We start from the raw sequence: 24398 nt of genomic DNA on the forward strand, positions 1-24398 counted from the left end.
GCCGCCGCAAGTTGACTCGAACTCGGAATTCGTTGCGCGGGAGAGCTACACACCACCCCTCGATGTCACTTCCACGAGGGGCACGCCGCACTCCGCGCACTACCCGTTACCGCGGCGAACGGTTGTGATCGTATTTCGACGTTGACCACGGCGGGACGTAGCAACTGGCCAAAGAGACAGGTACGACACAACTTCCGAACTCAGCACCTCAACCGGACCGTCCCCAGCCGACCCGGACGAAGGTCCTGGAAGCGTCGCATCGATGGTCCCGTGCGACTTCACCCGTCTTCAAGTTCGGTTATCCACAGGTGAATGCCACTGAATACCATTGAATACGAACGAAATACGGTCATCACGCCACAACACCAGATTCAGGTTGTTATCAAATCGTGACCATACTCCCACTGGATGGAACTCCCAGTGGACTACTAGCAGTGTCCTAACTTGCCAGTGAAGCAATCACGTCGAAGAGTGGATCGTCAGGCCCGATATCCATTGTGCATTCGTTCGGCCGTGGATCCGGCACGAATGCCCACAGGAGAGCTCCAGCCGTACCGGCCACCTTCTGCCCCGTCAGCTTCGTCTCGATATTCGTGGCTCTGGTCGCCAGTGATTCACAACTGCCTGCCAATTCGCCTGTCTCGGCGACCAACAACGGCTTCCCGACGTTCGCGGCCTGTTCGATGCGACGCGCCAGTCCGTTCCACTGGTCGCCCGGAAGCGGAACCCCGTCTGCTCCGTAGTCGTGATACTGCAGAACGTCGACGAAGTCGGACTCGCTCACGTACTGGTAGTCGTCACCCGCAGTGCCGCACTGACCGCCCCCGACGTATCCGGCCGTGATCAGGGTGTTCGGATCGATCGCCCGAAGTTCGGCGCCTGCCGTGTCGAAGAACTCCCGCAACACCTGCGCGGAATCAGACGGGCACGTTCTTGTCCACCAATTGCAGGCGGCATCGGTACACAGGCTCGGTTCCGGCTCCCCCACCAATTCCCACGCCGCGACGGAAGGCTCGTTCTTCCAACGGTCGACGGCGGTGTGCATCCAGTCCTGGAAGCTCATGGTGGCTCGACCTGGGATCAGGTTCGCGACCTTCCACTCGTCGGTGTACCAGTCCCTGGATTTGAACAGCCCGTCATCACACCCGCTGTCCTGGGGTGAGAGCACCGGAATCGTGAACTGATTGTGTCGCGCCGCAGCGTCGAACACCGCGTCCATCGGGCCGAAATCCATCTCCCCGGACACCTTGTTCACCGCGAGCGCCTGGAACGCGTTGAAACGCGTGACGGAGTTCGGTGGCAGAGAACCGAAGTAGGCATCGAGATCGACCATGGCGCCACAGCCGAAGTTCACCGACCAATCAGTGGCCAGTTGATAAGCATTCAGCCCGGTAGGCCACCATGGTTGTCCGTCGAGCGTCAGTCCGCTCGACGACGCTCCCACCCGAACCGTCTTGGGCGAATCGGCAACCACCGGCGTCGTGAACATTCCTGTCACCACCGCGACGGTTGCGAAGCTGACTACAGCGGCAGCGATGCGGCGACGCACTGTGCCACGCACACGCGGACGCACTTCTTCAGAAGACATCTACAACCATCCACGTCATACGGACAATCCTCCCACACGAATTGCCTCATCGACCCGTTTGCCGTTCACCGGTGACGCGATACAAACGCCAGGCCGAAGGGTCCATGCCGCCGTCGTTGGGAACCTCGAGTACCAGCGCTCCCACACCGCCGGCCCCGGTGTCGTACATCGTCGGATAGCGCCGATTGACCGCGTCCGACACACCGCGACCGGTGTTCGGCACCGACAGGATGTATTCGACGTGATGTTCGGCGGGGTTGTTCAGTACGCGCACGAAGTCCGCATCGGAAGGCACGACGAATTGCCGAGGGTTGTCCGACGACGCCACGACGGCATAGCTCTGCACGGTGTCGAGCAGAACCGACCCCTCCGGCAGAGCCAAGTCGTCCAGGTATCTGGCGATGCGACGCTCGGCCGCAAACGTGCGCAGATTCGTCTGCTCCTCCAGGTTCTGCCGGCCCGGAATGATCGCACTGGCAATGGAATGCTCGAGCACTGCGATCCGCGCATTACCCATCGCGACAAACGTGACCAGCGTCGACCCGACCAGCAAGCACAGAGAGATCACAAGGGGCAGAGAGGGTCCCGACTGCTCGGGGTACGTCGATACCGAGCGTGACGCAGTAGCCCCCGGTCGACGCGTGACGACCGGCGCTCCGCGAGGTGCGATCAGGACGACCAACACGAAACACAGCGGAATGATCGAAATGTAGAAGCGCAGAAGGGGAAACGTCGATCCCATCACGTAGAGCAAGGTTTGGGCACCGAGGATGGCGCCGAACAACACAAGAGGCACGACCACTTCGGTGTCGCGCCGCCGAAGTGCGTAGATGATTGCAAGGACCGCGAGCACCGGGAGCGCCGGGCCGAGTACGGCCATTTCGGTAATCGAGAACGCAAGACGGGCGATCGGTGAGTCGGTTCCGGCACCAGCCTGCTCCAGGATGGAACTGTTCCCGTAGACCGACGAGAACTGTTGGAACGCTTGACCTGTGATGAGCCAACTGGCAAACGACCACAAGGCGAAGGCAAGGAATCCCGGCATCAGCACTACGGCACCGTCGAGGGCTGCTGCCCAGAGCCGCAAGCCAGGCCCCGCGCCCTCGCCGCGCTCCTCAGCAGTCGGACGGAAACGAAGCCAACTCACCACGGTCACCAGCACCACCGCGACGAACAGCGGGGCCAATGCGTCGTATCTGGTGAGGTACGCCAGAGCGAAAGCGAGGCCGGCACCGATGAGGTCGTGTACGTCGTCGCTTCGCATCCACCGAATCAATCGACGTGTCGCCCACAGAACGAAGAAGAGGAACGGAGCTTCGCTCATTCCGCTCGCCGCGTACATGACGATCATCGGGTTGACAGCGAACAGCACGGTCAGGACGACGGTGACCCATCGCGCACACCCACGGTCGCGGCTGATCCCACGTACCTGAATCACAGCACCAGCCATGAAGGCCGCGGACATCACGACCGCAGTGATGTTCCACCGCAGCAGATCCGGCCACCAATGACCCATCAGGCCCATCGGAATCTGGACTGCCGCCGTCAACGGGGTGAACACGAACCCGATCGCCGCGAAGTGCGGATCACGGCTGAGCAGCATCGCCGACACCGCGGCGACGCGGCTGAGCGAATCGGTGAAGATGAACCCGATACCCGCGTTCATCCACACGCCCAACGCGGTGTAGATCGCGAAGAGCGCGACGAACATCCGCCATGGCTTGCGGCCCGGTAGATCGTGGACCGCGACGGACAGGCCCGGGCGATCGGTGACGGTCACTGTCCGCGACGCCGAGCCACGAGCACACCACCGACGGCAACAGCGATCAGAACCACGGTCCCGAATCCGATCCAGCCGATCGTGACCGCGCTCAGTCCGGTCTCCTCTTCGGCCGAGGTCGCGGTGCCCAACGGGGCGACGTTGACTCCGACATCGAAGGGCTCACTTCCCCGAGGCGCGACCAGGAGATCGCCGGTCAGTTCTGCGAACCGGTCCTTCCCACCTTCCAACCAGTTGAGCAGACCGTCGGCATCGGCCGCATCACCCTCAGAGGTCAGCGCCACCACTTCGTTGTGCGAACCCGAAACCACCTGCAAGGCACCGTATTGTCCACCGAATTCCAGACCCTGCAAGCGCAGGAGCCCTTGATCTGCTGTGTCCATGGGTAGAGCCACCGGAGTGGGAAGCTTCCCGTCCGCCGCGATCAACAACGCCGGCAGCGAACTGGTCGCCGCGTCGCCGAACGGGAGCACACGCGGTTGCAGCGGCAGATAGCTCAACCGCTGCATCGCCACAACGAGGCGCTGCGCGCGAACGAGATCTGCGAAATCACCGTGACTCAAACCGACATCGAGTGTGGGCAGCATCGACTGCGGTAATGCCTGGAATCCTCCAGGCGTCGGCGGGAATCCGGTAGTGGACGTGATGGTGCTTGCCGGATCGACAGTGAGCGAAGACGGGCTACTGGTGCCGCATTGGAAGTCGCCGGTCACATCCATCGAGACCTCGAAGGTCAGGTCACGACGCAGGAGTTCGTTCGGAACATCGACGCCGATGTCGAAGCGCCCTGTCTCGTTCACCGTCTGCGAAGCAAGCCGTGAGTCCCCCAGCGAAATCGACAGTTCTCCGTTGCGTGAATTCGGCAGCGGTACATAGGAACCGATCATTCGGATCGACACGTCCTTCATCGGACGCCCCAGTTGCGACTGGCTGAACGGGACGTCGACCTCGATGTGATTGAGACCGGAAGCCGTCAACGTTCCGAGCTTCAGCTCACCGACGGTGATGGCGTCCTGGGAAATCTGGGCAACTGTGTTGTCCGGTGACGCGAGCGCCCTGCTCGCCGCCCAGTAACCGTCGAAGTTCGCCGCCAACAGACTGACCTGAGGAACGAGGGTCTTGTCGTCCCCTGAAATTCGCAGCACTGGTGCAGCACTCGGAGCAGCCGCGAGATCGATGCCGGCGTCCCCACTGTTGCCGAGCACTACAGCTCTCTCGAAAAGTCCCGGCTCAGCGGACGGCAGACTCTGGCCGTTCGGCAGTTGCTCCACCACCACGGCGTCAGGCTGACTTCCGTACTTGTTGACAATCGCTGCACTCAGCTGCAGAGCCGCACTCTGCTGTGACCGTGACGAACCATCCGTGACGTAGATGGTTGCCTTCCTCAAAATCGGCGGAAAGAAGGTTGCAACAGTCGTGGGCTGCTGCTCGGCACCGTCGTAGGCGACAAAGGCATCCCGGAGCGCAAGGGGCTGGTATCTCGTTCGGTCGTAGCAGCGGTCGTCGACGGGAACGAGGTGAGCGATCATCGACACGGTCACGCTCCGGTCGACCACTTCGAGACCTTGCAACGGAACCGAAATCGGTAGGCCGGTTCCGGCCTGCCCGGCGTCGAAGTCGACGCGGCTCACCAATCTGCCGTCCGCAGTCACTTCGAGCCAACCCCTACTGAAGTCGGTCGGGGCGGTCAGGATTCCGGTCACGGCTGTTGCGGTGAGTCCGTCCGGCACCGGCACGGTCACCAAGACGGGTGCGTCATCGGAGGAGAACACGATGTCTGTTCCTCGTCCGAGTTCGGTGAAGGAGATCGGAGTTGTGGCTGCGGCGGCCACCGAAGTATCTGCGTCGTCCTCGAAATCCTGGGCGGAGGCGACACTCCCGAGCGGAAGCAACAAAGTGACCGCGACAGCCACCGGCATTGCCAGCGCGCGCGTCAGCCAGGTTCGAGAGTGGCCCATCAGCGTGTCTCCTCGACATTTCTTGTTTCCGCGCAATCACCAAACACAAATCACGAGTAGCAATCTCGCCAGTTCGCGACGGTCGCAGGTCCGATCGCACCGTTACGGACAAACAAACCATAACGACCAATTTATGCGTTTGGCTAATTATCCCGGCGGGCGAGACTTTTGTTACGGCATGTCACATGATTAGCAATCACCACCACCGGGAAGTCGAAAGACGCCACTGAAAAGCCCGTCAATACGCCTGAACGTCCGTCCAGTCCGGGCGCTTCACGGGCGGAGAATTCTCAGATAAAGGAAGCTGTGACGATCAATTCGATCATCCCCGCCGGCAAGAGTGCGATCGGAAAGCTAGTCGGTGCGCCGTTCCACTTCGCATCATCGCTGCGCATGGCCAGGGTTTTTCACCCTCACGGGATCGAACTGAAGGGAACATTGAAGCCGGCCACCCCATGGTGGCCGGTATCGGAGTCGTCGACGATTACCGTCACCGCTCGAATGTCGAAAGCCCTCGGAACACCCGGAGACCTACCCGACGTACTCGGCCTGGCGCTTCGGTTGCACGATGTCGGCGCAGATGAAAACCCGTGGGACATTCTTCTCGCAACATCAGGACTTTCTACCTTCTCGAAAATGTTTCCAGCTCCGGCTTTCTCGTGGAACGGCGCGAGATACAGCACACTGGTTCCTTACTCACGCGCGGGCGGTGCCGCGGCGTGGCTGATCGTGACACCGCGCGGTGTCCATCCGGCCGGCACTTCTTTGTCTGCATTGAAAGCTGCGGTCGATCATTCCCCGCTGCACTTCTCCGTGTACCTCGCGAGAATTCAACTTCAGTTGATACCGATCGGGCATCTCTGTCTCGACGAGGTCGAGGACCACCCGGATTGCCTCCAGCCGTCCTTCGATCCGATTCTGAACAGGCCGGCCCACATGCGCATGCTTCCGGAGTGGCTCGCAGAAACGCGCAAGTTCGTGTATCGCGGTAGCCGCAACGGCCGAGGAGACACACAAAAGCGCGGTTGACCGGACGTGCCGATCAACCGCGCCGAAGCTCACTCAGCTTGTGAACTTGTCCTTGATATCCGAGACCTTGTCACTGACAGTGTCTCCGGCCTTCTTGACCTTCGCCTCGCCCTGATCGGCAACACCCTCGGCAGCCAGATCATCGTTGCCCGTGGCGTTTCCGAACTTTTCCTTCGCCTCGCCGATGAGATCCTCAGCGCGGTGCTTTGCCTTGTCGATGAAGTCAGACATGTATTTCTCCTTCTTGAATTCGGTGTGGATTCGGTCGTGCGTTCGGCCGTGGAATTCGGTCGTGGATTCAGTCGAACTCGAACTGCGTGGACAAATGCGTGTCAGCGTTTTCCGGTGACTGCCTTGACCAGGAACAGCAAGATGACAGCGCCGAGGAGGCAAGTGAGGAAGCTGAAGATCCAGCCCGCGCCCTCGACATCGACGCCGAAGACTCGAAGCAGGAAACCACCGATCAGACCGCCGATGACACCGACAACGATGTTGAGGAAGATCCCCTGCTGCGCATCGGTTTTCATGATCTTACTGCCGATCCAACCCGCCAGTCCACCGATGATGATCCAGGCGATGATACCGAGAGGAAGCATTTGGACTCCTTAGAGTAAAGAGGGGCGGCGCAATGAGAGACTGCCGGTAAAGGGAGAGTTCCGAGCGATCGGCCCGCGCAACTAGACCGTGATCGCGGGTAGTGTTTGCACACAACCGGACTCTCCACCGCACGACGCGGGGGATCGTGCACTCAGTAGCAGCCACATTGTCTGCTTACCTTTCTATCAGGTGTTCACGACAGAACCAAAATGACTGGCGATTCACCACATACGAGAAACGACACTCACCGACGCACACATGATCAGCGTCACGACGATCGCGATCGCCATCGAGGTCACGGTCGCCAGGAGCACCGTGACGCACAGTGCCACAGCAACATCCATGACTCTGTGCACGATCGGGAGGTCTACCAATACCCGGCCGTCGGGAGGCTCAAACCTCGATTGATCAGAGAGTTCTCGGCTCATCGCGTTTCGCGCTTTCCACGGCGATGTGAGTTCTGGTCGCGACGGATGGATCACCGACCACCGCAGCGACTTGATCCCCCGTGTCGGTGACGCGAGAAATCAGCTCGGACAACGTTTCCGATCCGGATACGACGCTACGTCTCAATGTCACTCGCAAATCGATCGTGCGAACTCCACGATCGAGCAACGCTTTTCCTCGGACACGCGACACTTCGTCGAAGCCCTCCAGTGATGCGCTCGCCCCTTCCGCCACCGCACCCAGATCCGCGGTGATGGAATTGTGTGAGTTCGACCCATGGACGGCGATCTCCTTCACCCGACGCAGCGGCACATGCGCGATCAACCACCGCAACGCGAGGAGGACTAGCAATACTCCCCCAGCTCCGACAGCCCATGGCCACCACGAGTGATCGACAAGATCTTCAGCCCACGGGATCTCGATACGCGCCGGGAAATCCTTGATCACGTCGCGATTCCACAGGATCGCTGCAACTCCCAGCGCTATCGCGAGCATCCCCACGACGCATGTCGCCACGCGATCCATCGCCGTCGCCGTCCGAGTCATGACAGCGATCCCGTCTGGATACGAACCTTGATTCGCGGCGATGGTGACAGCGACCCGGCCAAGTCCCCCAGCACCGCACGGATTTCCGATTCAGCGGTGGCGGCTCCATCGGGCGTGACCGAGGCCTTCACTTCCAGCTTGCGCCGGGTCGCGTGTGACGAAGCGGATCGAACCTGGGCCAGTGACTCGACGCGAACAGACGCTATCGCCGCTACATCGGCGGGATCGATCCACGTATTCGCGACTCCGACCAAGGCATTGGCAGTCTTTCGTCGCGGTTTGAGTCCGAGGATGACGAACCACAGGCCGAGAACGACGGCTGCGATCCCCGCCGGCAACATCCAACCCTCGTACGCGAGCCCGTCCACATATGCGGCAGCACTTGGTATCCACTGCGACCCGGTAATCACGCCGGTATCCACCAGCGCGTCGCGGACGCCGACCACGCCGAGCGCAAGTAGCGCCGCGGCGATGAGGAATCCCGTGACGGCCGATCCGGGCGCCGCAAGGGGAACAGGAGCAGCAGCCCTCGAGGCAGTGGGTGGTGCGACCTTGTCGGCGGTCATCGCACTTTCCTTCCCGCGTCACGCGTGGTCGATGCCGGGAGAACGCTCACGATCGCCACGTCCACGCCGTCTACGTCCAGGCCCGATACAGACTGCAACTGGGTTGTCACGTTCTCTCGCACCGCGGTACCGATGACCGACAAGGATCCGGGCCACTCGATCGCGATGTCCACCTTGGCCCGTACCCGCTTACCGGATACCAGCACTCGCGCCCTCGGCAGTTCACGCCCGGTCAGTTTGTCCATGCCGCCGGCGTGATGACGCACCCCTGGGGTCCCGCGCGTCGCCTCGAGAACCAACTTCTGCGCGACTCTGTCTCGAATCGTCAGCGTTCCGCGATCGCCCGGCTCGGCAAGCACAGACGACTCCGGTCGAGCTGTCTCAGCCACGTCCGCGACCCTTCAGCATCACACCGAGATCGAACTCGCCGTCACGCTGACCACCGACGAGGTATCCGATCACACCGAGAACCAGAGCGATGAGGAATCCGGTGAAACCGCCTGCAGCAGCTGCGACTCCTAGAAGTAGTCCTGCCAGTAGGCCGACAGTCGAGGTGGTCATGTGAATCCTCCGTTGTGGATGATGTTCGTTGGTGCGAGTCAGATCTCGGTGTAGGTCTTGGCACCCGGAAACCGAGCGCGCAAACGCGTGTACTGGGTCCGAGCGGGTTTCGCTATCTGCCGCATCGTGCCGCGCAGTGTCCTGCGCACACCCACACCGATCGGGGACGCGAAGTCCCGGTCGACGCGTTCGAGCGCTCGATTGAGCGCGTCGGCAGATCCGCCCACGTCGGGGTGGTAGTTCCTGATCGCCTCTCGGCGTGCGGATCGTCGATCGGGAAGTGAACCCCGAGAGTGCTCAGGCATCGTGCGCACGACCGACTACGTCTTCCACGGTCACGTTCACGGGGCCTGTAACGAGTCCTGAAACCGCTTGGCGGATACGTAAAGCCGTGTCTCGAACGGCAGCGTCGGCGAAGATGCACACATGGATGTCTGTCGACGACTCCGTCACCCGCACGCCGACGACGCGGCGACCGGGGAGGTACGTGCCAACCTCGCCGAACATTCCGGCATGAAGCGAGGCGACCCCAGGTATCCCCGTCACAGCCGCCGCGATGGTGTCGGCGATTTCGGAACTCACTGCACCCGTGCAGTCTTGGGCTCGCCGGTTTCGTCGTCACTGCCCTCGTCGAGGTGAACGTCGTGAACCGTGATGTTCACCTCGGTCACTTCGAGACCCGTCATCCGTTCGAGCGCCGCAATGACGTTGCGGCGAATGCCGGTGGCCAGATCGGCGAGCGATACGCCGTACTCGGCCACGATGTCGATGTCGACCGCTGCCTGCTTTTCGCCGACCTCGACCGATACTCCCTGGGAGTGGTTGACACTCGCGCCGGGGATCCGCTCGCGCAGTGCCCCGACAACCCGCGACGCTCCGCCGCCGACGTCGTACACGCCGCTCACCTCTCGCGTAGCGATGCCGGCAATCTTCGAGACAACGGTGTCGGCGATCGACGTCTTTCCTTGCGAACTCACGAGAGCCGAGTCGTTCGATGATGCAACATCCTTCGTAGATGCTGTCGCAACCTGCGTGCTGACCATTGTCATCTCCTCCTGTTGATCGATCTACCTGTGTAGTCGTCACTCGAAGGCAAAACCGAATGCCCCAGTCAGGTGACGTGCATCACTGACACTTGTTAGTTACTGTCCGTAACATTCAACGCCCCGGCCGGGCGAACAATCTTCGAACGCAGCCGAGTTTTCCGCATTTCCGCGAGAGGAGCGACTGTGGCGTTACCGCATACACAGGGGCTCACCGAAGCACCTGACGGTTTGGACACCGCGACAGTGAACGCTGCGATACTCGGCGACCGAGAAGCATTCGAGTCACTGGTGCACTACTACGGACCTGCACTTCACCGCTATGCGCGTCGCATGCTCGCAGACGAAGGTGACATTCTCGAGGTAGTCCAGGACACCTTCGTGGCCGCCTGGCGTCGACTCGATTCGTTTCGTGGCGAATCGTCGATGCGAACATGGCTTTTCGCGATCTGTTCCCGAAAGATCGTGGACAGCTATCGAATCAAGAGAGCTCAACCGATCGACGACAGATTGCTCGATCCTCTCGTGCCGTCTCCCGAGGCCGGCCCGTTCGACACGACCTCGAACTCCGCGTTCCTCGAGGCACTGGAAGAAGCGTTGGGTGAACTGCCTTATCGCCAGCGTGCGGCATGGACGCTGCGAGAGGTGGAGATGCTCACGTTCGTTCAAATCGGCAAGATTCTAAGACTCACCCCGGATGCGGTGCGCGGGCATCACCATCGTGCACGGGCTAACCTGAGTGAACGAATGACGAGGTGGCGATGACTGAATCACGAACCGACGCATTGATGGCGCACGCATCCGACGTCCTGCGGAACGCTCCCGAGCCGGGCTGGGATCGAATCAGCGACAAGGTGATCCGGGCGCTACGGTCGACCTCGGCGTCCGGTTGGCCGCTCGACGCACACGCGTCGGAAGGTCCACGTCTAGGCACGGTGTCGGTGAGCGATCACGTACTCCGCACCCACTTGGCCGCCGAGATACGTTCTCGGCACCACTGCTCGCCGAGCAGCATCGAGTTCTTCGTCGACGGCCACGAAATACGTTCACTACGTATCGAACTGGCAGCGCCATACGGAGTGGATCTGGCCGAACTGTCGGACCGGGTTCGATTCACCGTCGTCGATGTCGTTCACCTGATCCTCGGCGAGACGGACCCACCGGTCTCTGCAGAGAGCATCCACGTCGCCGTAGTCGACATCGTCGATGATCTACCTGCCGAAGGGAACACCAAAAGCCACTCCGAACACTAGGTGTTTGTTCGGCAAGTGTTTGGGAACCCGGCACTCATGACCACTCCCCCACCACCGGATCCGGGCCCCGCCCCCGACCCGGGGCCGCCGACACCACCGGCGCCGACACCACCCGATCCGATGAATCCGCCGCCCGTGCCACCGACTCCGACGCCACCGAACCCGTACCCTCCGGATCCGATCCCGCAGATCTGACGTCGGCTGACCCGAACTTCGGAGTTCAACCGCCGAGTTCGGCGATCATCTCGCTCAACGATTCTGCGGCGATACGTAGTTCACCTTCGTCGGGGTTGTCGGGTGAGGACGGTAGACGTTCGGCCAACTGCTCGCGAGTGACAAGCGAGATACCCTCGAGACCGAACCCTTCTTCATCGGGGACGTAGATCTCGATCTCGCCCCCGACCGCTACCAGTTCCGAATGGGGGCCACTGCCCAGCAGTGCACGCAGGTGTTCGGTCGTCACGGTCATATGGTTCACGTGAAATCTCCTGCTTCGGTGACAGCTGACTTTGCCGGTATGGACTCGACGTGACGTACTGGCTCGACGTGACGCACTACCCCCTACTGAGTACCCCTCGCGGGTGAGCAGGAAACGACAAGTACATGAACAACGACTTCCCGAAGGAAACGCACACCATGAGTGAACAGAATTCCACCGACCGCACGGATCAGACGGACGAGCCGCAGACCACCGGCACCGACCACGGTCCGGGAACCGGCTCCGACACCGCACCCAAGGACGTTCAGACCGATCCGTCGGGCGAACGTACGTGGGCCGACGAGGGCGGAGCCTCGAGCACCGGCCCGGCGACTGACACCGACTGATCCCGGAAGGTCTGAACCATCGGGACCAAGGTCCCGTGGGCCGACGCTCACGGGACCTTGAAATCCGTACGGATCTAACGCTTTTCACCTGGGTTTTCGCGATGCGGTAAGGTAGGCACTCAGCACGGTTGAGTACCCAGCCGTTGAAGACGAGCACGGTTCGTGCGTTGCTTCCCGTGCCGTTTCCCGGTTTCGAACGAAACCGTTTCGAACCAGACCGTTCGAACGAACCGTTTCGAGCAATCCGTCAGGAGTTTCGATGAACGAGTTTTCGAGAACTACAGATGAGCGTACGGACAGTCCCCCCACCTTCACGACGACCTGTGCCGAAAACATTCAGTCGCTCGTGGTCAGCGGCGAGATCGACGTCCGGTCCCGAGCTGATTTCGCTGCCTGCGTCGACGACCTGATCGGTGAGCGACACCCGTTCGTACTCGACTGCTCGGACGTCCAGTTCATCTCCGTCGGAGGTCTTTCCATCATCGAGACTCTGTCGGCCAAGGCACGGAGGCTCGGCGTGCCGTGGACGCTCGTCGCAGCGCACCCTGTCAGGCGTCCGCTGTCTCTTCTGAAGATGGACACCGACATCGTGTACACCGACTCGACAGCCGATGCAGTCGCGTACCTGTCCTCGACCTCCGTCCTGGACGAGACCCTGGCGGAGCCGATGTCGGCGTGAGTACCGATCTCGAAAAGCTCTCCGAATTCGTCGTCGTCGCAAACCGACTGCCGGTCGATCTCGAAACCGACGAAGACGGAAGCAAGAACTGGAAGCGAAGTCCGGGTGGGCTCGTCACTGCGCTCGAACCCATCCTGCGACAGCGGGATGGCGCCTGGGTCGGCTGGCCGGGGGTCGCGGACGAGAAGGTCGATCCGATAGTGGTTGACGGCCTTCGTCTGTTTCCCGTCGAGCTGACCTCTCAGGACCTCGCCGAGTACTACGAGGGGTTCTCCAACGACACGTTGTGGCCGCTCTACCACGACGTTCTGGTGGCTCCGACGTTCGAGCGGTCGTGGTGGCACACCTACGTCGCAGTCAACCAGCGGTTCGCCGAGGAAACCGCGCGTTGCGCCGCGGACGGAGCGACTGTCTGGGTGCAGGACTATCAGTTGCAACTTGTGCCGGCGATGCTGCGCGAGCTGCGGCCAGATCTGACGATCGGGTTCTTTCTTCATATCCCGTTCCCTCCGGTCGAGCTCTTCATGCAGCTTCCGTGGCGCAAGGAGATCGTCAGGGGAATGCTGGGCGCCGATCTGATCGGCTTCCACTTACCTGGTGGCGCAAACAATTTCCTGTTCTTGGCCCGCAAACTTCTCGGCCTCAAGACGACGACCGCGGGCGTCGGTGTTCGAAGTGCGCTCGGGCATGTGGATTTCGATTCTCGCGTCGTCAAGGTGGGCGCCTTTCCCATCTCCGTCGATTCTGCCGAACTCGAGCGCCAGTCGAAAAGCGATTCGGTCCTGCGTCGCGCGCGCGAGTTGAAGGAAGAGCTGGGAAATCCCGAGAAAATCTTGCTGGGAGTCGACCGGCTGGACTACACCAAGGGTATCGACCTGCGGCTTCAAGCCTTGAAGGAACTCCTCGACGAGGATCGTCTGGATCCGGAGAAGTACACGATGGTGCAGCTCGCGACGCCCAGTCGTGAACGCGTGCAGCACTATATCGACCTGCGTAGCGTCATCGAAGAGCAGGTGGGCCGCATCAACGGTGACCACAGTCAGATCGGCCGCCCCGTCGTTCACTACCTGTATCAGCCGGTCGACCGTGAAGAACTGATCGCACTGTTCGTCGCTGCCGACGTCATGCTCGTGACGCCGATGCGCGACGGGATGAATCTGGTGGCCAAGGAGTACGTGGCCTGTCGTGGCGACCTCGGAGGTGCTCTCGTTCTCAGCGAGTTCACCGGTGCCGCAATGGAATTACGACAGTCATACCTGGTCAACCCGCACGATTTGGACGGCGTGAAGAATACGATCCTGACCGCGGTTCATCAGGATCCGAAGGAAGGCCGTCGCCGTATGGCTGCGCTGCATCGACAGGTCATGACACACGATGTGCATCAGTGGGCCGAGTCGTTCCTGACTGCGCTTGCCCCACCCGGACCGCTTCCGGACGATCAGTTCGTCACGGAGCGTGAGTCGAACTTTGCGCGCAACAACTGACCCTCACGGGCTTGCGTCAGTGCGCTCGGAGACTCGAGCTAGGATTGGTTTCAGTTCATCGTCAAGCAGCGGCTGCGAACTGATCTCCTCGACATAGCCGTGCAATGCTGCATCGGCCCAGAAAGACAGGCCGACCATGCCCCTCACGATGAAGTACTCCGAAACCTACAACGACGCTCTCATTGCGCTCGCTGCCGCTACTCATCGGCCGGCCAACGTGGTGAACCTGTTCGGCGAGTACGCCATTCGTGTTGACCTCGAATACAACCGGTTCCTTCTGGCGACCAATACCGCGGCTGGACTCTCCGATCGACCCGACAACGGAGAATCATGGCTGGTGCGGTTCTTCCAATCCGAGAACACCGACACTCCGGATCGCCTCCTCGCGGAGGCGTCGCATCAATGGTTGGTCGATGCGTTGGACGCCGCGCTCGAACAGATCGCAGCGGCAGGGAACAAAATCTCCGCCGACGCGGACTTCGGCGACCCTACCCGCACCGAAACTCCATCCTGAACGGCATCGTCTCGAGCAGCACCACTAGTCCCCCTCGGCGGTCAACTGGCTGATTCGAGCCGCTAAGACTGCATTCTCGGCCTCGAGGGACAGAATCAGACGAATACCGACGAGATTGACTCCGTCGTCGATCAGCGCGGTGATTCGTCCGAGCGTGTCCAGGTCGGCCTCGCTGTACCGGCGCGTACCGCCATCGGTGCGGGTTGGTGTGAGCAAGCCCCTTCGCTCGTAAAGGCGCAGCGTCTGAGGTCCTACCCCGGACAGTTCAGACATCACTGAGATCCCGTACACGCCGCGCAGCGCCCGGGTCTGGGATTCCGACGTCACTGGAACCTCCTAGTTCGGTGTCGGCTGTCTCAATCGGCGTCACCCGACCTTAGCACCATCACGCAGTGAATCTGACGCCCAGGACATAGATTCAAGCGTGTCCAGGACCACTGACAACAAGAATCGTCGAGCAGAAAAGGCGTGAAATGGCAGATCAAAGCCGATTTCGACAAGATTGCACAATGCGCTTTCCTTCGCCCGCGAATCGAAGTAGCCTTGCCAATTATCTACATCGGCTGATATAGATTTTGTAGCACCTGAAAGCGCCATAACTGGAGCTCGAAGGCGCAGAACACCCAGACGTCGGAGTCGGTGGTTCAGCCGACTCCCTCACGGCACACTCTTCACCGGGAGCAAGATGACGACGATCGACATCCCGCCCACACAGGGCGAGAGCACCACCGGCATCGGAATCACTGTCGCAAGTGCGACTTTGACAACCGAAGAGGTCAAGCGCCGAATCGCGATGATGTACGGCGACCCGGTGACAGAGGAGCCAGTAGCACTCGCGCACTGAACCTGACCGACACGCGATCCGATTGACGATGGCGCGAGACCGCCCCACCGGAGGGCGATCCCCATCAAGACGAGAGGAAAACATATGTCCGAGTTCACCGTACCGGGACTGAGCAGCGCAGACGGTTCGTCCGTCGCCGATATTCTGCAGGAACGCCTCAGCGCCTACAACGATCTTCACCTCACGCTCAAGCACGTTCACTGGAACGTCGTGGGTCCCAACTTCATCGGCGTGCACGAGATGATCGACCCCCAGGTGGAGTTGGTTCGCGGCTACGCCGACGATGTGGCCGAACGTATCGCGGCACTGGGTAACTCGCCCAAGGGCACCGCGGGAGCAATCGAGCGCGATCGAACGTGGGACGACTACTCCGTCGGCCGCGACGACGCTCGTGCGCACCTCGCTGCGCTCGACCTCGTCTACACCGGGATCATCACCGACAGTCGCACCGCAATCGACAGCGTCGGCAAGATCGATCCGATCACCGAGGACATGTTGATCGGCCAGACGGCGCAGTTGGAAAAGTTCCAGTGGTTCGTTCGTGCTCACCTCGAGAACTCGGGTGGCAGCCTCGTACACGAAGGCGCGTCCACCGAGCAGGATGCCGCAAATGAGGCGCGTCAGAACTGACGCACCGTCCGCGGTTTCGGCCGATCGGGGGTCGGCCGAAATCGCACTCCCCACAACAGGAAAGGGCAAGAGCATGTCTGCGGACTCGCGCGGCACGTCGACACAAACACGTCGCGAGTATCAGATGTTCGTGTTGCAGCAGCGTTTGTTGTTCGGATCGATCTTGGCAGGCACCGCCCTTGGAGTTCTCGCGATCACCTACTTCTGAAATATCAGGGGCCGCAACCGTCGAAGACAGGACAGAAACGACACAATCATGAGTTCGAGCACTCTCCGCTCGATCGTTCGTAGCGATCGATTTGCGGCAAGCAGTTCTTCTCTTCTGCTCGTGGACAGCGATTTTCGTATCCAGGGCGCAAACGACGAATACCTTGCCGTATCCGGTCGCAGCCTCGATCAATTGCACCGAGTGGAAGTGTTCGAAGCCTTCCCCGACAATCCCGACGACTCGTTTGCCGATGGAATCTTCTCGTTGACAGCGTCATTCGAGCGCACGATGCGGTCCCGAACTCGGGACACACTGCCGACTCAGCGTTACGACGTGCGCGACGAGCGCGGGAGCGGGATGTTTGTCACCCGATATTGGAATACGGTGAATTCCGCCGTCACCGATGATGACGGCAGAGTCATCGGTGTGCTTCATCGTGTATACGAGGTTCAACGACCGCTGGCTCAGCAGTCCAGTTCGGCGTCAGACGTCCTCACCCGCCTTCGCGCGGAAAATGACGAACTGAGAAGAGCTTTGGATTCTCGGCCCTTGATCGAGCAGGCCAAGGGATTACTGATGGCCGAGCGTGAGTGCTCGGCCGACCAAGCCTTCGACTTTCTGGTCCAGATGTCGCAGGAATGGAACGTCAAGGTGCGCGACATCGCCGGTGGTCTTGTCGCCGCAGCAGAACGACGTGCCGTGGATCAAAAGAATTCCTGACGACCGGGATTCAAAAGTTGTACGGCTGGGTAATGACCGACCAGAGGTACCCCCGAAATCTTCCCCCTCGAGGGAGGAGCCTCGAAGGTCCCGCCGGTTCAGGCCGGCGGGACCGAGCTTTGCCTTAACACCCGACCTGGATCCGCGATCCGAGTCGAGTTCGTCACGCAGCGAAGGGAACGTCCATGTTCATGCGCTCCTACACATCTCCCAGGCCCCTTGCCGACGAGTGGGATTGGCAACTGTCCGGCACCTGCCGCGACACCGACCCCGCTCTGTTCTACGACGACACGAACGAGCGCGGCTCCAGGCGAGCGAAGCGCGAGAGTTCGGCGAAGCTGGTGTGCGCCAGATGCCCTGTCGTGCAGAGATGCCTGGTGCACGCCATCCAGACCGGGGAACCCCACGGTATCTGGGGCGGCATGACGGCGACCGAGCGAGAATCGTTGCGCAAAGCTCGAACTGAACCACTGATCAGTGCCGCGACGAGCTCACGAGAGTAGACAGGAACCTCAGGGCCTGGCCTCGTGGTGCCGCAAACCGTGCGTGCGGCGTCGCTCCTTCATCTCGGCTTCGAAGAGGTGCGGCACTCCGCCTGCCAGCTTGTCGCGCACCACTTTCTCGCATTCACGAAAAAACGACCAGTAGTTCTCGTCGAACTCTTCGACCAACTGGAAAGTCCAGCGCCCCTCGACCACGTTCCGGCCCATCAACTCGCCCTCGACCTGATCGGCCAGGTCGTCGTTGCCGCTGGATCGCAGTAGCTCGACGACCTCGTCGAGCATCAGATCGGCATGCCCTATCAGCTGATGGAAGTCGTACAGAGCACCGCGTGCCCGTTCCACCGTTTCAAGGGCGTTCGACAGCGCTCCTGCCGCCTTCACCTCGTCATCAGTGACACCTTCCGGTCGTATGTGTACGGGGATCTGTCTGTCCGAATGGGTGTCCATGAAGCGGCTGTACCCGAACGACGCGAAAATGAAAGATGAGGATTCGGTACGTCCGCACCACAGGTGATGTGTCTCACAATTCATCCTCTAGTTCGGGTAAAGAGGGTTAGTTCGCCGGGCGAAGGGTAATCCAAGGCCATGAATACTTCCGGGGTAGAGATGGCTGGCACGCACGGCCGGTACCGGTCCTTGCCTCGGTCCGCCGGAATTACGCCACATCTACCTACAGGAAGCCCCTTGATCCCTCTGTCGAGTCCGACCGAAACCGAACTAACTCACGACTCCATCGCCTCGCTCCGCGTCCGCGCGTCGTACTCTCAACTTCCCACTCTGCGCGGAATCACCCGAACGGTTGCCAACAACACCGGACTCGATGTCGACGGAACAGCCGACCTTGCTCTGGCGATGGACGAAGTCGCGAGCATCCTCATCGGCCACGCGATACCGTCCAGCGACTTGACCTGCCGATTCGACACCGTCGGCCGCACACTTCGGACCGTCGTGTCCGTGATCGCGCACTCCGAGATACCCGACAAGTCGCACAGCTTCGGATGGTTCGTTCTCGAAGCGCTGGTCGATTCCGTCCGCTTGGAACAGTCGGAAATCGACGCGGACGGTCACATCACCCTGACGATGACGCTTGAAAAGGGCTTGCCCCAGGAGCGTGCGTGACCGCTGTCCCACCGGACAAGAAGGACCAGTACGAAACAGCTGTCGAACTGTTCGTCTCGATGGCCTCGCTTCCGCCGAATGATCCCAGCCGAGAAAAAATAACCACCTCGATCATCGAACTATGCCTACCCCTGGCCACACACGTCGCTCGCCGATACCAGGGGCGTGGCCAGCCTTTCGAGGACTTGGAGCAAGTTGCTCGCGTCGGGCTCATACAGGCCGTGCAGCGATTCGACGTCGACAAAGGATCGGATTTCCTCTCGTTCGCCGTCCCGACCGTCATGGGGGAGGTTCGCAAGCATTTTCGCGATCACGGCTGGTCCGTGCGAGTGCCTCGTAGCCTTCAGGAACGGCACCTTGCCCTCAACCGGGCGCTCACGACTTTGTCCCAGACGCTCGGCCGTGCACCGACAGTCGCGGAACTCGCCAAGGAACTCGACATCGAACCGGACGAGGTCGAACAAGGTTTGACCGCCGGTAATTCGTACCGAACCACACCGCTCGACACCGCTTCCGCCGGCGACGGGAGTGGTCTGACTCTGATAGACACTTTGGGACAGTACGACGAAGCGATCAGTCGGATCGACAATCACGAAACCCTGCGGCCCGCGCTCCTGGCACTACCGGAGCGCGAGCGCACGATCGTCGTTCTCAGATTCTTCGGCCATCTCACCCAATCCCAGATTGCCGAAAAGGTCGGCATCTCTCAGATGCATGTATCCAGAATCCTCACTCAGTCACTGAAGCAGCTACGCACCGAGATGGGTGAAATCTTCTGAAGGTACGTCTCGAGGATCAGATGTATTCCTGTGCAAGACGTTCCAGCTCGTCTCGATCGATGAGGCCGGGCTGGCCGATGTCGAGGGCCTCGAGATACTTGTTGGCGAGGCGGTAATCGTGCCCCCACCGGCCGTGCTCGCCATCCTGCTCGGTGCGCTGCACACTGGAACCGGGCGGAACCTCGTCCCGCAAACCGTTGGTCTCCGCGCCGATCAGTGTGTCGAGCTTGGTCGAGATGGCCGTGAGTGCATCGCGGTCGTTCATCTGATTCCCTTCGTCCGGTGACGCTGATCTTCCACCATACCGAAGCGTCGAGCCAAAAACATTGCACCGCTTAATATTCGACCTCTCACCTGGACCGATTCACGCCCTCGAGCTACACTGAACGGTACCGAGGTTGAGAATACAGCCGGGGTTGAAGCCACTGGCGCTCGGTTCGCATCAAGGCTCTGGATCAGGTGAGTATTTCCTGCGCACATCTGTACTGTTCATTTCCATTGAGCTCTAAAGCTTTCCACGCCTGGACGCATTCACTTTCCGCGCCGCCAGATCGGTCGTCAGCCTTTCGATGAAAGCACACAGACCGGATCTGCCATGAATCTGAATGAACTCGACCACACACCGATCGATTCCATCGATCCCTCAACACAATTGGGGCCGATCGTGGAAACGCATGGTTTCGCGGCCTGGCGGATAGCGCCCTCGACAGTCTTGATCCAGGTCGACGTCGACCTCGACAAACTCTCCGCCCCAGCACTACGAGAACTTCTCAACTCGTACGCTGCGGAGTGGTCTCGCGTCATTCTGGACTTGTCCAACTCACTGTTCGTCGGTGCGGTCTGCCTCGAACTGTTCGCCGAGCTGAACTCCCGTTCGCGAGCCCACGACTTCCAGTGGGCCGCGATCGGGTCACACCCGCTTCGACGCTTGCTTCGCGCGGCGCGGGCAGAAGAGGAATTCCCGGTCACCAACTCTGTCGAGGGAGCAATGCGCGCGCTCGACGAAGCAGAGAAGTCACTCGAAGCCTCCTGACGCGACGGCTGCACCGGCGTCGAGCGCCGGGCGCTCGCAGCGACTAAGGTTCGTCGGGCTGTCCGACGAGCTGAGAGAGACCGAGAATGACAATCGCCAAGCGCCTCGATGCCTTGCAACAGAAGCATCCGGCCCTGGGGTTCCCGATAGCGGTCCTCTACAAGTTCCTCGACGATCAAGGTGTTTATCTAGCCGCGCTGATCGCTTACTACGGCTTCGTCTCGCTCTTTCCTCTTCTTCTGTTGCTCTCGACCATTCTCGGCTTCGTGCTGTCGGGCAACCCTGAGCTTCAGCAACAGATCTTGGACTCCGCGCTGCATCAGTTTCCGGTGATCGGTGACGACCTGGGCAATGCGCAACAGATCGGCGGCGGTGTCACGGGTCTGGTGATCGGAATCGTCGGTGGTCTCTACGGTGGCCTCGGTGTCGCTCTGGCTTGCCAGAACGCGATGAACACGGTGTGGTCGGTACCCCGAAATATGCGACCGGATCCCATCCGCGGGCGTCTCCAAGGGCTACTACTCCTCGGCACGATCGGTCTCGCGATCTTGGGGACCACCGCTGTCTCCAACATCGGCGGTGCGCTTCATCTGGGCGGTTCGTTCAGCTTCCTGCTGACCCTTGCGGTAGTCGTCTTGAATGCGGGCATCTTCATCGTCGCTTTCCGGCTCACCTGCGCCCGCCCGCTCTCGGTAGCCGATGTGGCACCTGGAGCGATCGCCGCTGCTGTTCTCTGGCAAGCACTTCAGTCCTTCGGTGCCCTCTATGTGACCTCTGTGGTGCGGGGTGCCTCCACCACCAATGGCGTCTTTGCCATCGTTCTGGGTTTGTTGGCCTTCTTGTTCCTCGCTGCAGCCTCGATCGTCATGTGCGCGGAAATCAACGTCGTGCGAGTCGACAAACTCCATCCGCGGGCGTTGTTGGCTCCGTTCACCGACAACACCGAACTCATCGAAGGCGATCGGCGCACCTTCGCCGATCAAGCAAAAGCACAACGCGCGGTTCCCCACGAGAACATCCATGTGACGTTCGACGGGCACACCAAACCCGACGATTCGGACTGATCTCGACCCCGATCGAGTTGGGTATTTGGTCCCCTCCTCGGTATCGGGGTGGCATTCTGCGCCGCGAATCCAGATTTAACACAGGTGTTGTCATTTCGCGCTGCATCGAAGGGACGAATACATCACAGCAGGTAAACGCGCATAGTTGAACAATCACCTGCTTCCGACGTGGTCCCGGAACGGGACAAAGCCGTCAAATACTGCAACTCGCCATGCATGTAATTGGAGACAGAAAAAGAAGAGCATGGCAGGATCAGGTGTGAGACCGGACTCTCGATGGGAGGGCTCGGCTCGATGGATCCAGGAGAATTTGGTTATGGCTCAGGGCAGTGTCAAGTGGTTCAACGGTGAAAAGGGCTTCGGATTCATCGAGCAGGAAGGTGGCGGACCGGATGTGTTCGTTCACTACTCGGAGATCCAGGGCAGCGGCTACAAGTCCCTCGACGAGGGCCAGAAGGTCGAGTTCGAGATCGGACAGGGCCAGAAGGGCCCCCAGGCTCAGAACGTTCGCGCCATCTGAGTTCGATCCCAGTCTGACTTCAGACTGAAAAGGCTGGACGCTGCACCGCATGGTGCCGGCATCCAGCCTTTTCTTGGTTTCCGGGTCGTCTTGGTTCACGGGTCGGGCTTGTTCCCAATTGGCACCGGTTACGTCGCTCGCGCCCGCTTCTTCTTGTGGGAGCTGTCGCAGAACGGCGCGATGCCGGTCCGCCCACATCGACACAATGCAACCGTAGAGCGCTTGTTCTCTATCGGAGTGCCGTCTTCACTGAGCAACTCGAAGTCACCACGCACCAGCAGCGGGCCGTCCGTGCAGGCGGTTATGGTGGTGTTGTTACCGGGAACACTCGGTGTTTCGGCAGATGACGATTCGGGAAACGCGGTCATATGTCCTCTTCAGTTCTCGATTCGGCCACTGGTGTGCCCACTTCCATGCCTGTTCCACAGGCCCGCGGCCCATTGAGCGCCACTCTCGTTTCCATTCTGCGCTCCTCGGCCGATCCGAGGGAGATTACGGCTGCCGCTGACGCGTACGAGGATGCACAGTCCACCGACCTCACCTACGACATTCTTCGTGACGACGACGCTCAGCTGACCCTGACGGTCCTCTACGAGCTTCATTTGCAGGGAATCGAGAACGTCTCGGACAAATGGGAGTGGAATCCGGACCTGCTCGCGGTGCGGTCTCGGCTCGAAGAGCGTTTCGAGTCCGCCATCGCGCAACTCGTGGGGACAGTGGAGTCGTCTGGCGACGTCGTGGCCGACCTCTGGTCGATGACCGCCCCCAGTGCAGGCCCAGGTCTTGCGTCCTTCATGGCGAAAGATGCAACGATCGATCAGTTCTCGGAGGTGCTGATTCACCGTTCCCTCAATCAGCTCCGCGAGGCGGATGTGCACACCCTCGGAATTTCGCGTCTCTCCGGCGCCGTCAAGGCCGCCCTCGTCGAAGTGCAGAGCGACGAGTACGGAGGCGGCCGCGCAGAGCGAATGCATTCGCGTCTTTTTGCCGACACCATGCGGGCTGTGGGTCTTTCGGACCGCTACGGCCACTACATCGATTCTGTTCCCGCGGTAACGTTGGCGTCGTTGAATGCTCTCTCGCTCTTCGGTTTTCATCGCCGCCATCTCGGAACGCTGGTCGGGCACCTGTGCGCTGTCGAGACCACGTCTGCGCTGCCGAGCAAACGATACAGCGCAGGACTGCGCCGACTCGGATTCGGTTCGGGCGCGACACTGTTCTACGACGAGCACGTGGAAGCGGATTCCGTTCACGAACAGATCGCCGTTCGGGACCTTGCCGGCGGTCTCGCTTCTTCGCAGCCGCACCGCACTGATGACATCTTGTTCGGCGCCGCAGCGTGCCTGGCGTTCGACGATCTTCTCGGCGATCACCTCACATCGAGTTGGGAGAAGGGCAAGACTTCGTTGCGCGAATGATCACGAGTTGTTCGATTTCCTGACCGGTGGTGATCAACCCTCGTGCCTCGAGCATGGTGCGCCTCTCGCGCATCACGGGCCCGAAGGGAACGTACTTCCGGGCTGAAATCTCTACGGCCATACCGTGTTCTTCGAGTATCGCCTCGGTCTTGTCGACCCCACACAGCACCGATTGCAGGAGAAGCAGTGTGCCGCCCGGGACGAGCACCTCGTGAACGGTGGCTGCGATCCTGTCGATGAGGGCGCGTCCGTCCTTGCCTGCGTCCCAAGCACGTTCGATTCCAGCGGTAGGGAGATCATCTGCAAGAGCAGGGACGTACGGCGGGTTGGAGATCACCAGATCGAAGAGTTCGCCGTGCACCGCCTCGGTGAGGTCGCCACGACGGGAGTCGATCGAGGTTCCGTTGAGGATCCCGTTGAGACGAGCATTGGCACACGCTCGGCGAGATATGTCGACCGCGACGACGTGGCCTGCGCCTGCCGCGGATGCCGCGACAGCGAGGGCGCCGGTCCCCGTGCAGAGATCCAGCACCCGACTGCGAGCGGTGAGGCGCTCGAACAGCAGCGCATCCGCCAGTAACGACGTGTCGTGTTGCGGTGGATACACACCAGGTAAACGCAGGATCATCATCGGCTCCTCTTTTTCAGGCGACATCGCACATCGCTGCGTGCGGCTACCCAGGAACCTCG

The 24398-nt window shown here is 60.7% G+C and carries 37 protein-coding genes; 18 read left to right on the forward strand and 19 right to left on the reverse strand.

All coding sequences use genetic code 11. The features are described from left to right. Positions 1 to 439: 439 nt before the first annotated feature. Genes ATN37_RS07835 through ATN37_RS07845 form a run of 3 tightly spaced genes read right to left on the reverse strand, consistent with a single transcriptional unit; the run spans position 440 to position 5326 of the window. The gene (locus ATN37_RS07835; RefSeq protein ID WP_209907879.1) at positions 440 to 1588 is read right to left on the reverse strand and encodes a cellulase family glycosylhydrolase; all 1149 of its coding nucleotides are present in this window, start codon (positions 1586 to 1588) and stop codon (positions 440 to 442) included. 46 nt (positions 1589 to 1634) lie between these two features. Further along, the gene (locus ATN37_RS07840; RefSeq protein ID WP_218694980.1) at positions 1635 to 3368 is read right to left on the reverse strand and encodes a glycosyltransferase family 39 protein; all 1734 of its coding nucleotides are present in this window, start codon (positions 3366 to 3368) and stop codon (positions 1635 to 1637) included. Then, the gene (locus ATN37_RS07845; protein WP_064074612.1) at positions 3365 to 5326 is read right to left on the reverse strand and encodes a hypothetical protein; all 1962 of its coding nucleotides are present in this window, start codon (positions 5324 to 5326) and stop codon (positions 3365 to 3367) included. The genes ATN37_RS07840 and ATN37_RS07845 overlap by 4 nt, the downstream gene beginning before the upstream one ends. A 306-nt stretch (positions 5327 to 5632) precedes the next feature. Between ATN37_RS07845 and ATN37_RS07850 the strand changes: the two genes are divergently transcribed. Further along, positions 5633 to 6355, forward strand: a complete 723-nt coding sequence (locus tag ATN37_RS07850) for a hypothetical protein (protein WP_064074611.1) — start codon at positions 5633 to 5635, stop codon at positions 6353 to 6355. A gap of 33 nt (positions 6356 to 6388) precedes the next feature. Here ATN37_RS07850 and ATN37_RS07855 read toward each other — a convergent pair whose 3' ends face one another. The 10 genes from ATN37_RS07855 to ATN37_RS07895 all read right to left on the reverse strand — a co-directional run bounded on the left by ATN37_RS07855 (position 6389) and on the right by ATN37_RS07895 (position 10115). Beyond that, positions 6389 to 6586, reverse strand: coding sequence for a CsbD family protein (locus ATN37_RS07855; RefSeq protein WP_007726588.1), 198 nt, complete (start codon positions 6584 to 6586; stop codon positions 6389 to 6391). 101 nt (positions 6587 to 6687) lie between these two features. Continuing rightward, positions 6688 to 6951 carry a GlsB/YeaQ/YmgE family stress response membrane protein gene (locus ATN37_RS07860; protein WP_003943661.1) on the reverse strand — a complete coding sequence of 88 codons (264 nt, stop codon included), beginning with the start codon at positions 6949 to 6951 and terminating at the stop codon, positions 6688 to 6690. Between the two features lie 222 nt (positions 6952 to 7173). Beyond that, positions 7174 to 7296 (reverse strand): hypothetical protein, encoded by a 123-nt coding sequence (locus tag ATN37_RS32450; RefSeq protein WP_003943707.1) that lies wholly within the window; start codon positions 7294 to 7296, stop codon positions 7174 to 7176. Between the two features lie 64 nt (positions 7297 to 7360). Next, positions 7361 to 7945 (reverse strand): hypothetical protein, encoded by a 585-nt coding sequence (locus ATN37_RS07865; protein WP_218694982.1) that lies wholly within the window; start codon positions 7943 to 7945, stop codon positions 7361 to 7363. After that, positions 7942 to 8511 carry a DUF6286 domain-containing protein gene (locus tag ATN37_RS07870; protein ID WP_007726582.1) on the reverse strand — a complete coding sequence of 190 codons (570 nt, stop codon included), beginning with the start codon at positions 8509 to 8511 and terminating at the stop codon, positions 7942 to 7944. Before ATN37_RS07870 ends, ATN37_RS07865 begins: the two co-directional genes overlap by 4 nt. Further along, complete coding sequence (locus ATN37_RS07875) at positions 8508 to 8900, reverse strand: Asp23/Gls24 family envelope stress response protein (RefSeq protein WP_042452300.1); 393 nt, start codon at positions 8898 to 8900, stop codon at positions 8508 to 8510. The genes ATN37_RS07870 and ATN37_RS07875 overlap by 4 nt, the downstream gene beginning before the upstream one ends. Further along, on the reverse strand, positions 8893 to 9072 hold the full coding sequence (locus ATN37_RS07880) for a hypothetical protein (RefSeq protein ID WP_003943629.1): 180 nt from the start codon (positions 9070 to 9072) through the stop codon (positions 8893 to 8895). The genes ATN37_RS07875 and ATN37_RS07880 overlap by 8 nt, the downstream gene beginning before the upstream one ends. A 38-nt stretch (positions 9073 to 9110) precedes the next feature. Next, the gene (locus ATN37_RS07885) at positions 9111 to 9377 is read right to left on the reverse strand and encodes a hypothetical protein (protein ID WP_256933189.1); all 267 of its coding nucleotides are present in this window, start codon (positions 9375 to 9377) and stop codon (positions 9111 to 9113) included. Further along, entirely contained in the window at positions 9370 to 9654 is a 285-nt protein-coding gene (locus ATN37_RS07890; protein ID WP_042452304.1) for a hypothetical protein, read from the reverse strand. The genes ATN37_RS07885 and ATN37_RS07890 overlap by 8 nt, the downstream gene beginning before the upstream one ends. Beyond that, positions 9651 to 10115, reverse strand: a complete 465-nt coding sequence (locus ATN37_RS07895; RefSeq protein ID WP_003943699.1) for an Asp23/Gls24 family envelope stress response protein — start codon at positions 10113 to 10115, stop codon at positions 9651 to 9653. The genes ATN37_RS07890 and ATN37_RS07895 overlap by 4 nt, the downstream gene beginning before the upstream one ends. A gap of 186 nt (positions 10116 to 10301) precedes the next feature. On the opposite strand from ATN37_RS07895, the gene ATN37_RS07900 reads away from it, so the two are divergent. Next, positions 10302 to 10880, forward strand: coding sequence for an RNA polymerase sigma factor (locus ATN37_RS07900; RefSeq protein WP_007726571.1), 579 nt, complete (start codon positions 10302 to 10304; stop codon positions 10878 to 10880). Next, positions 10877 to 11368, forward strand: coding sequence for a hypothetical protein (locus tag ATN37_RS07905; protein ID WP_256278632.1), 492 nt, complete (start codon positions 10877 to 10879; stop codon positions 11366 to 11368). Before ATN37_RS07900 ends, ATN37_RS07905 begins: the two co-directional genes overlap by 4 nt. Before the next feature lie 220 nt (positions 11369 to 11588). On the opposite strand, the gene ATN37_RS07910 is transcribed toward ATN37_RS07905, so the two are convergent. Beyond that, positions 11589 to 11837, reverse strand: a complete 249-nt coding sequence (locus tag ATN37_RS07910) for a hypothetical protein (RefSeq protein WP_007726566.1) — start codon at positions 11835 to 11837, stop codon at positions 11589 to 11591. A gap of 167 nt (positions 11838 to 12004) precedes the next feature. On the opposite strand from ATN37_RS07910, the gene ATN37_RS07915 reads away from it, so the two are divergent. The 4 genes from ATN37_RS07915 to ATN37_RS07930 all read left to right on the forward strand — a co-directional run bounded on the left by ATN37_RS07915 (position 12005) and on the right by ATN37_RS07930 (position 14870). Continuing rightward, positions 12005 to 12193 (forward strand): PI-type proteinase, encoded by a 189-nt coding sequence (locus ATN37_RS07915; RefSeq protein WP_136472457.1) that lies wholly within the window; start codon positions 12005 to 12007, stop codon positions 12191 to 12193. A gap of 259 nt (positions 12194 to 12452) precedes the next feature. Beyond that, a complete protein-coding gene (locus tag ATN37_RS07920; protein WP_007726563.1) occupies positions 12453 to 12872 on the forward strand; it encodes an STAS domain-containing protein in 420 nt (139 codons plus the stop codon). Further along, entirely contained in the window at positions 12869 to 14356 is a 1488-nt protein-coding gene (locus ATN37_RS07925; protein WP_064075809.1) for a trehalose-6-phosphate synthase, read from the forward strand. The genes ATN37_RS07920 and ATN37_RS07925 overlap by 4 nt, the downstream gene beginning before the upstream one ends. A gap of 136 nt (positions 14357 to 14492) precedes the next feature. After that, the gene (locus ATN37_RS07930) at positions 14493 to 14870 is read left to right on the forward strand and encodes a hypothetical protein (protein WP_007726560.1); all 378 of its coding nucleotides are present in this window, start codon (positions 14493 to 14495) and stop codon (positions 14868 to 14870) included. 24 nt (positions 14871 to 14894) lie between these two features. Here the strand turns inward: ATN37_RS07930 and ATN37_RS07935 are convergent, their stop codons facing one another. Further along, positions 14895 to 15197: a MerR family transcriptional regulator gene (locus ATN37_RS07935; RefSeq protein ID WP_003943719.1), complete on the reverse strand. Its 303-nt coding sequence runs from the start codon at positions 15195 to 15197 to the stop codon at positions 14895 to 14897. Positions 15198 to 15555: 358 nt separating this feature from the next. On the opposite strand from ATN37_RS07935, the gene ATN37_RS07940 reads away from it, so the two are divergent. The 5 genes from ATN37_RS07940 to ATN37_RS07960 all read left to right on the forward strand — a co-directional run bounded on the left by ATN37_RS07940 (position 15556) and on the right by ATN37_RS07960 (position 17775). Next, positions 15556 to 15714, forward strand: coding sequence for a hypothetical protein (locus ATN37_RS07940; RefSeq protein WP_003943664.1), 159 nt, complete (start codon positions 15556 to 15558; stop codon positions 15712 to 15714). An 84-nt stretch (positions 15715 to 15798) separates the two neighbouring features. Beyond that, complete coding sequence (locus ATN37_RS07945) at positions 15799 to 16344, forward strand: Dps family protein (protein ID WP_003943731.1); 546 nt, start codon at positions 15799 to 15801, stop codon at positions 16342 to 16344. Between the two features lie 73 nt (positions 16345 to 16417). Continuing rightward, on the forward strand, positions 16418 to 16552 hold the full coding sequence (locus ATN37_RS32455) for a hypothetical protein (RefSeq protein ID WP_256261806.1): 135 nt from the start codon (positions 16418 to 16420) through the stop codon (positions 16550 to 16552). A 48-nt stretch (positions 16553 to 16600) separates the two neighbouring features. Next, entirely contained in the window at positions 16601 to 17272 is a 672-nt protein-coding gene (locus ATN37_RS07955) for an ANTAR domain-containing protein (RefSeq protein WP_007726556.1), read from the forward strand. 191 nt (positions 17273 to 17463) lie between these two features. Further along, positions 17464 to 17775: a WhiB family transcriptional regulator gene (locus ATN37_RS07960; protein ID WP_277921635.1), complete on the forward strand. Its 312-nt coding sequence runs from the start codon at positions 17464 to 17466 to the stop codon at positions 17773 to 17775. Between the two features lie 9 nt (positions 17776 to 17784). Here ATN37_RS07960 and ATN37_RS07965 read toward each other — a convergent pair whose 3' ends face one another. Next, entirely contained in the window at positions 17785 to 18222 is a 438-nt protein-coding gene (locus ATN37_RS07965) for a hypothetical protein (RefSeq protein WP_218694986.1), read from the reverse strand. A 237-nt stretch (positions 18223 to 18459) separates the two neighbouring features. Between ATN37_RS07965 and ATN37_RS07970 the strand changes: the two genes are divergently transcribed. Together ATN37_RS07970 and ATN37_RS07975 are read left to right on the forward strand one after the other, a co-directional pair. Beyond that, the gene (locus ATN37_RS07970) at positions 18460 to 18894 is read left to right on the forward strand and encodes an anti-sigma factor (RefSeq protein ID WP_003943620.1); all 435 of its coding nucleotides are present in this window, start codon (positions 18460 to 18462) and stop codon (positions 18892 to 18894) included. Continuing rightward, positions 18891 to 19673 carry a SigB/SigF/SigG family RNA polymerase sigma factor gene (locus ATN37_RS07975; RefSeq protein WP_003943639.1) on the forward strand — a complete coding sequence of 261 codons (783 nt, stop codon included), beginning with the start codon at positions 18891 to 18893 and terminating at the stop codon, positions 19671 to 19673. Before ATN37_RS07970 ends, ATN37_RS07975 begins: the two co-directional genes overlap by 4 nt. Positions 19674 to 19689: 16 nt before the next feature. On the opposite strand, the gene ATN37_RS07980 is transcribed toward ATN37_RS07975, so the two are convergent. Beyond that, positions 19690 to 19938: a hypothetical protein gene (locus ATN37_RS07980; RefSeq protein ID WP_003943680.1), complete on the reverse strand. Its 249-nt coding sequence runs from the start codon at positions 19936 to 19938 to the stop codon at positions 19690 to 19692. A gap of 330 nt (positions 19939 to 20268) precedes the next feature. On the opposite strand from ATN37_RS07980, the gene ATN37_RS07985 reads away from it, so the two are divergent. The 3 genes from ATN37_RS07985 to ATN37_RS07995 all read left to right on the forward strand — a co-directional run bounded on the left by ATN37_RS07985 (position 20269) and on the right by ATN37_RS07995 (position 22290). Beyond that, the gene (locus tag ATN37_RS07985) at positions 20269 to 20706 is read left to right on the forward strand and encodes an STAS domain-containing protein (RefSeq protein ID WP_007726553.1); all 438 of its coding nucleotides are present in this window, start codon (positions 20269 to 20271) and stop codon (positions 20704 to 20706) included. Between the two features lie 86 nt (positions 20707 to 20792). Continuing rightward, a complete protein-coding gene (locus ATN37_RS07990) occupies positions 20793 to 21770 on the forward strand; it encodes a YihY/virulence factor BrkB family protein (RefSeq protein ID WP_003943713.1) in 978 nt (325 codons plus the stop codon). Between the two features lie 316 nt (positions 21771 to 22086). Then, positions 22087 to 22290 carry a cold-shock protein gene (locus tag ATN37_RS07995; RefSeq protein ID WP_003943666.1) on the forward strand — a complete coding sequence of 68 codons (204 nt, stop codon included), beginning with the start codon at positions 22087 to 22089 and terminating at the stop codon, positions 22288 to 22290. Positions 22291 to 22418: 128 nt separating this feature from the next. On the opposite strand, the gene ATN37_RS08000 is transcribed toward ATN37_RS07995, so the two are convergent. Further along, entirely contained in the window at positions 22419 to 22658 is a 240-nt protein-coding gene (locus ATN37_RS08000; protein WP_192712042.1) for a CDGSH iron-sulfur domain-containing protein, read from the reverse strand. Here ATN37_RS08000 and ATN37_RS08005 point away from each other — a divergent pair, their 5' ends adjacent. Continuing rightward, the gene (locus ATN37_RS08005; RefSeq protein ID WP_218694988.1) at positions 22659 to 23708 is read left to right on the forward strand and encodes an iron-containing redox enzyme family protein; all 1050 of its coding nucleotides are present in this window, start codon (positions 22659 to 22661) and stop codon (positions 23706 to 23708) included. It abuts the gene before it with no gap. Here the strand turns inward: ATN37_RS08005 and ATN37_RS08010 are convergent. Continuing rightward, positions 23665 to 24363, reverse strand: coding sequence for a HemK2/MTQ2 family protein methyltransferase (locus tag ATN37_RS08010; RefSeq protein WP_037131016.1), 699 nt, complete (start codon positions 24361 to 24363; stop codon positions 23665 to 23667). The genes ATN37_RS08005 and ATN37_RS08010 overlap by 44 nt on opposite strands. Positions 24364 to 24398 lie beyond the last annotated feature (35 nt).

Source organism: Rhodococcus sp. MH15, from assembly GCF_019266045.1.
Lineage (GTDB): Bacteria > Actinomycetota > Actinomycetes > Mycobacteriales > Mycobacteriaceae > Rhodococcus_F > Rhodococcus_F qingshengii.

Excerpts from the sequence above, each read along its gene's own strand:
- ATN37_RS07835 (WP_209907879.1), bottom strand. The coding sequence starts at position 1,588 with ATGTCTTCTGAAGAAGTGCGTCCGCGTGTGCGTGGCACAGTGCGTCGC.
- ATN37_RS07845 (WP_064074612.1), bottom strand. The coding sequence starts at position 5,326 with ATGGGCCACTCTCGAACCTGGCTGACGCGCGCGCTGGCAATGCCGGTG.
- ATN37_RS07855 (WP_007726588.1), bottom strand. The coding sequence starts at position 6,586 with ATGTCTGACTTCATCGACAAGGCAAAGCACCGCGCTGAGGATCTCATC.
- ATN37_RS07860 (WP_003943661.1), bottom strand. The coding sequence starts at position 6,951 with ATGCTTCCTCTCGGTATCATCGCCTGGATCATCATCGGTGGACTGGCG.
- ATN37_RS32450 (WP_003943707.1), bottom strand. The coding sequence starts at position 7,296 with ATGGATGTTGCTGTGGCACTGTGCGTCACGGTGCTCCTGGCGACCGTG.
- ATN37_RS07865 (WP_218694982.1), bottom strand. The coding sequence starts at position 7,945 with ATGACTCGGACGGCGACGGCGATGGATCGCGTGGCGACATGCGTCGTG.
- ATN37_RS07870 (WP_007726582.1), bottom strand. The coding sequence starts at position 8,511 with ATGACCGCCGACAAGGTCGCACCACCCACTGCCTCGAGGGCTGCTGCT.
- ATN37_RS07880 (WP_003943629.1), bottom strand. The coding sequence starts at position 9,072 with ATGACCACCTCGACTGTCGGCCTACTGGCAGGACTACTTCTAGGAGTC.
- ATN37_RS07885 (WP_256933189.1), bottom strand. The coding sequence starts at position 9,377 with ATGCCTGAGCACTCTCGGGGTTCACTTCCCGATCGACGATCCGCACGC.
- ATN37_RS07895 (WP_003943699.1), bottom strand. The coding sequence starts at position 10,115 with ATGGTCAGCACGCAGGTTGCGACAGCATCTACGAAGGATGTTGCATCA.
- ATN37_RS07905 (WP_256278632.1), top strand. The coding sequence starts at position 10,877 with ATGACTGAATCACGAACCGACGCATTGATGGCGCACGCATCCGACGTC.
- ATN37_RS07910 (WP_007726566.1), bottom strand. The coding sequence starts at position 11,837 with ATGACCGTGACGACCGAACACCTGCGTGCACTGCTGGGCAGTGGCCCC.
- ATN37_RS07915 (WP_136472457.1), top strand. The coding sequence starts at position 12,005 with ATGAGTGAACAGAATTCCACCGACCGCACGGATCAGACGGACGAGCCG.
- ATN37_RS07920 (WP_007726563.1), top strand. The coding sequence starts at position 12,453 with ATGAACGAGTTTTCGAGAACTACAGATGAGCGTACGGACAGTCCCCCC.
- ATN37_RS07930 (WP_007726560.1), top strand. The coding sequence starts at position 14,493 with ATGCCCCTCACGATGAAGTACTCCGAAACCTACAACGACGCTCTCATT.
- ATN37_RS07940 (WP_003943664.1), top strand. The coding sequence starts at position 15,556 with ATGACGACGATCGACATCCCGCCCACACAGGGCGAGAGCACCACCGGC.
- ATN37_RS07945 (WP_003943731.1), top strand. The coding sequence starts at position 15,799 with ATGTCCGAGTTCACCGTACCGGGACTGAGCAGCGCAGACGGTTCGTCC.
- ATN37_RS32455 (WP_256261806.1), top strand. The coding sequence starts at position 16,418 with ATGTCTGCGGACTCGCGCGGCACGTCGACACAAACACGTCGCGAGTAT.
- ATN37_RS07955 (WP_007726556.1), top strand. The coding sequence starts at position 16,601 with ATGAGTTCGAGCACTCTCCGCTCGATCGTTCGTAGCGATCGATTTGCG.
- ATN37_RS07960 (WP_277921635.1), top strand. The coding sequence starts at position 17,464 with ATGCGCTCCTACACATCTCCCAGGCCCCTTGCCGACGAGTGGGATTGG.
- ATN37_RS07965 (WP_218694986.1), bottom strand. The coding sequence starts at position 18,222 with ATGGACACCCATTCGGACAGACAGATCCCCGTACACATACGACCGGAA.
- ATN37_RS07980 (WP_003943680.1), bottom strand. The coding sequence starts at position 19,938 with ATGAACGACCGCGATGCACTCACGGCCATCTCGACCAAGCTCGACACA.
- ATN37_RS07985 (WP_007726553.1), top strand. The coding sequence starts at position 20,269 with ATGAATCTGAATGAACTCGACCACACACCGATCGATTCCATCGATCCC.
- ATN37_RS07990 (WP_003943713.1), top strand. The coding sequence starts at position 20,793 with ATGACAATCGCCAAGCGCCTCGATGCCTTGCAACAGAAGCATCCGGCC.
- ATN37_RS07995 (WP_003943666.1), top strand. The coding sequence starts at position 22,087 with ATGGCTCAGGGCAGTGTCAAGTGGTTCAACGGTGAAAAGGGCTTCGGA.
- ATN37_RS08000 (WP_192712042.1), bottom strand. The coding sequence starts at position 22,658 with ATGACCGCGTTTCCCGAATCGTCATCTGCCGAAACACCGAGTGTTCCC.
- ATN37_RS08005 (WP_218694988.1), top strand. The coding sequence starts at position 22,659 with ATGTCCTCTTCAGTTCTCGATTCGGCCACTGGTGTGCCCACTTCCATG.
- ATN37_RS08010 (WP_037131016.1), bottom strand. The coding sequence starts at position 24,363 with ATGTCGCCTGAAAAAGAGGAGCCGATGATGATCCTGCGTTTACCTGGT.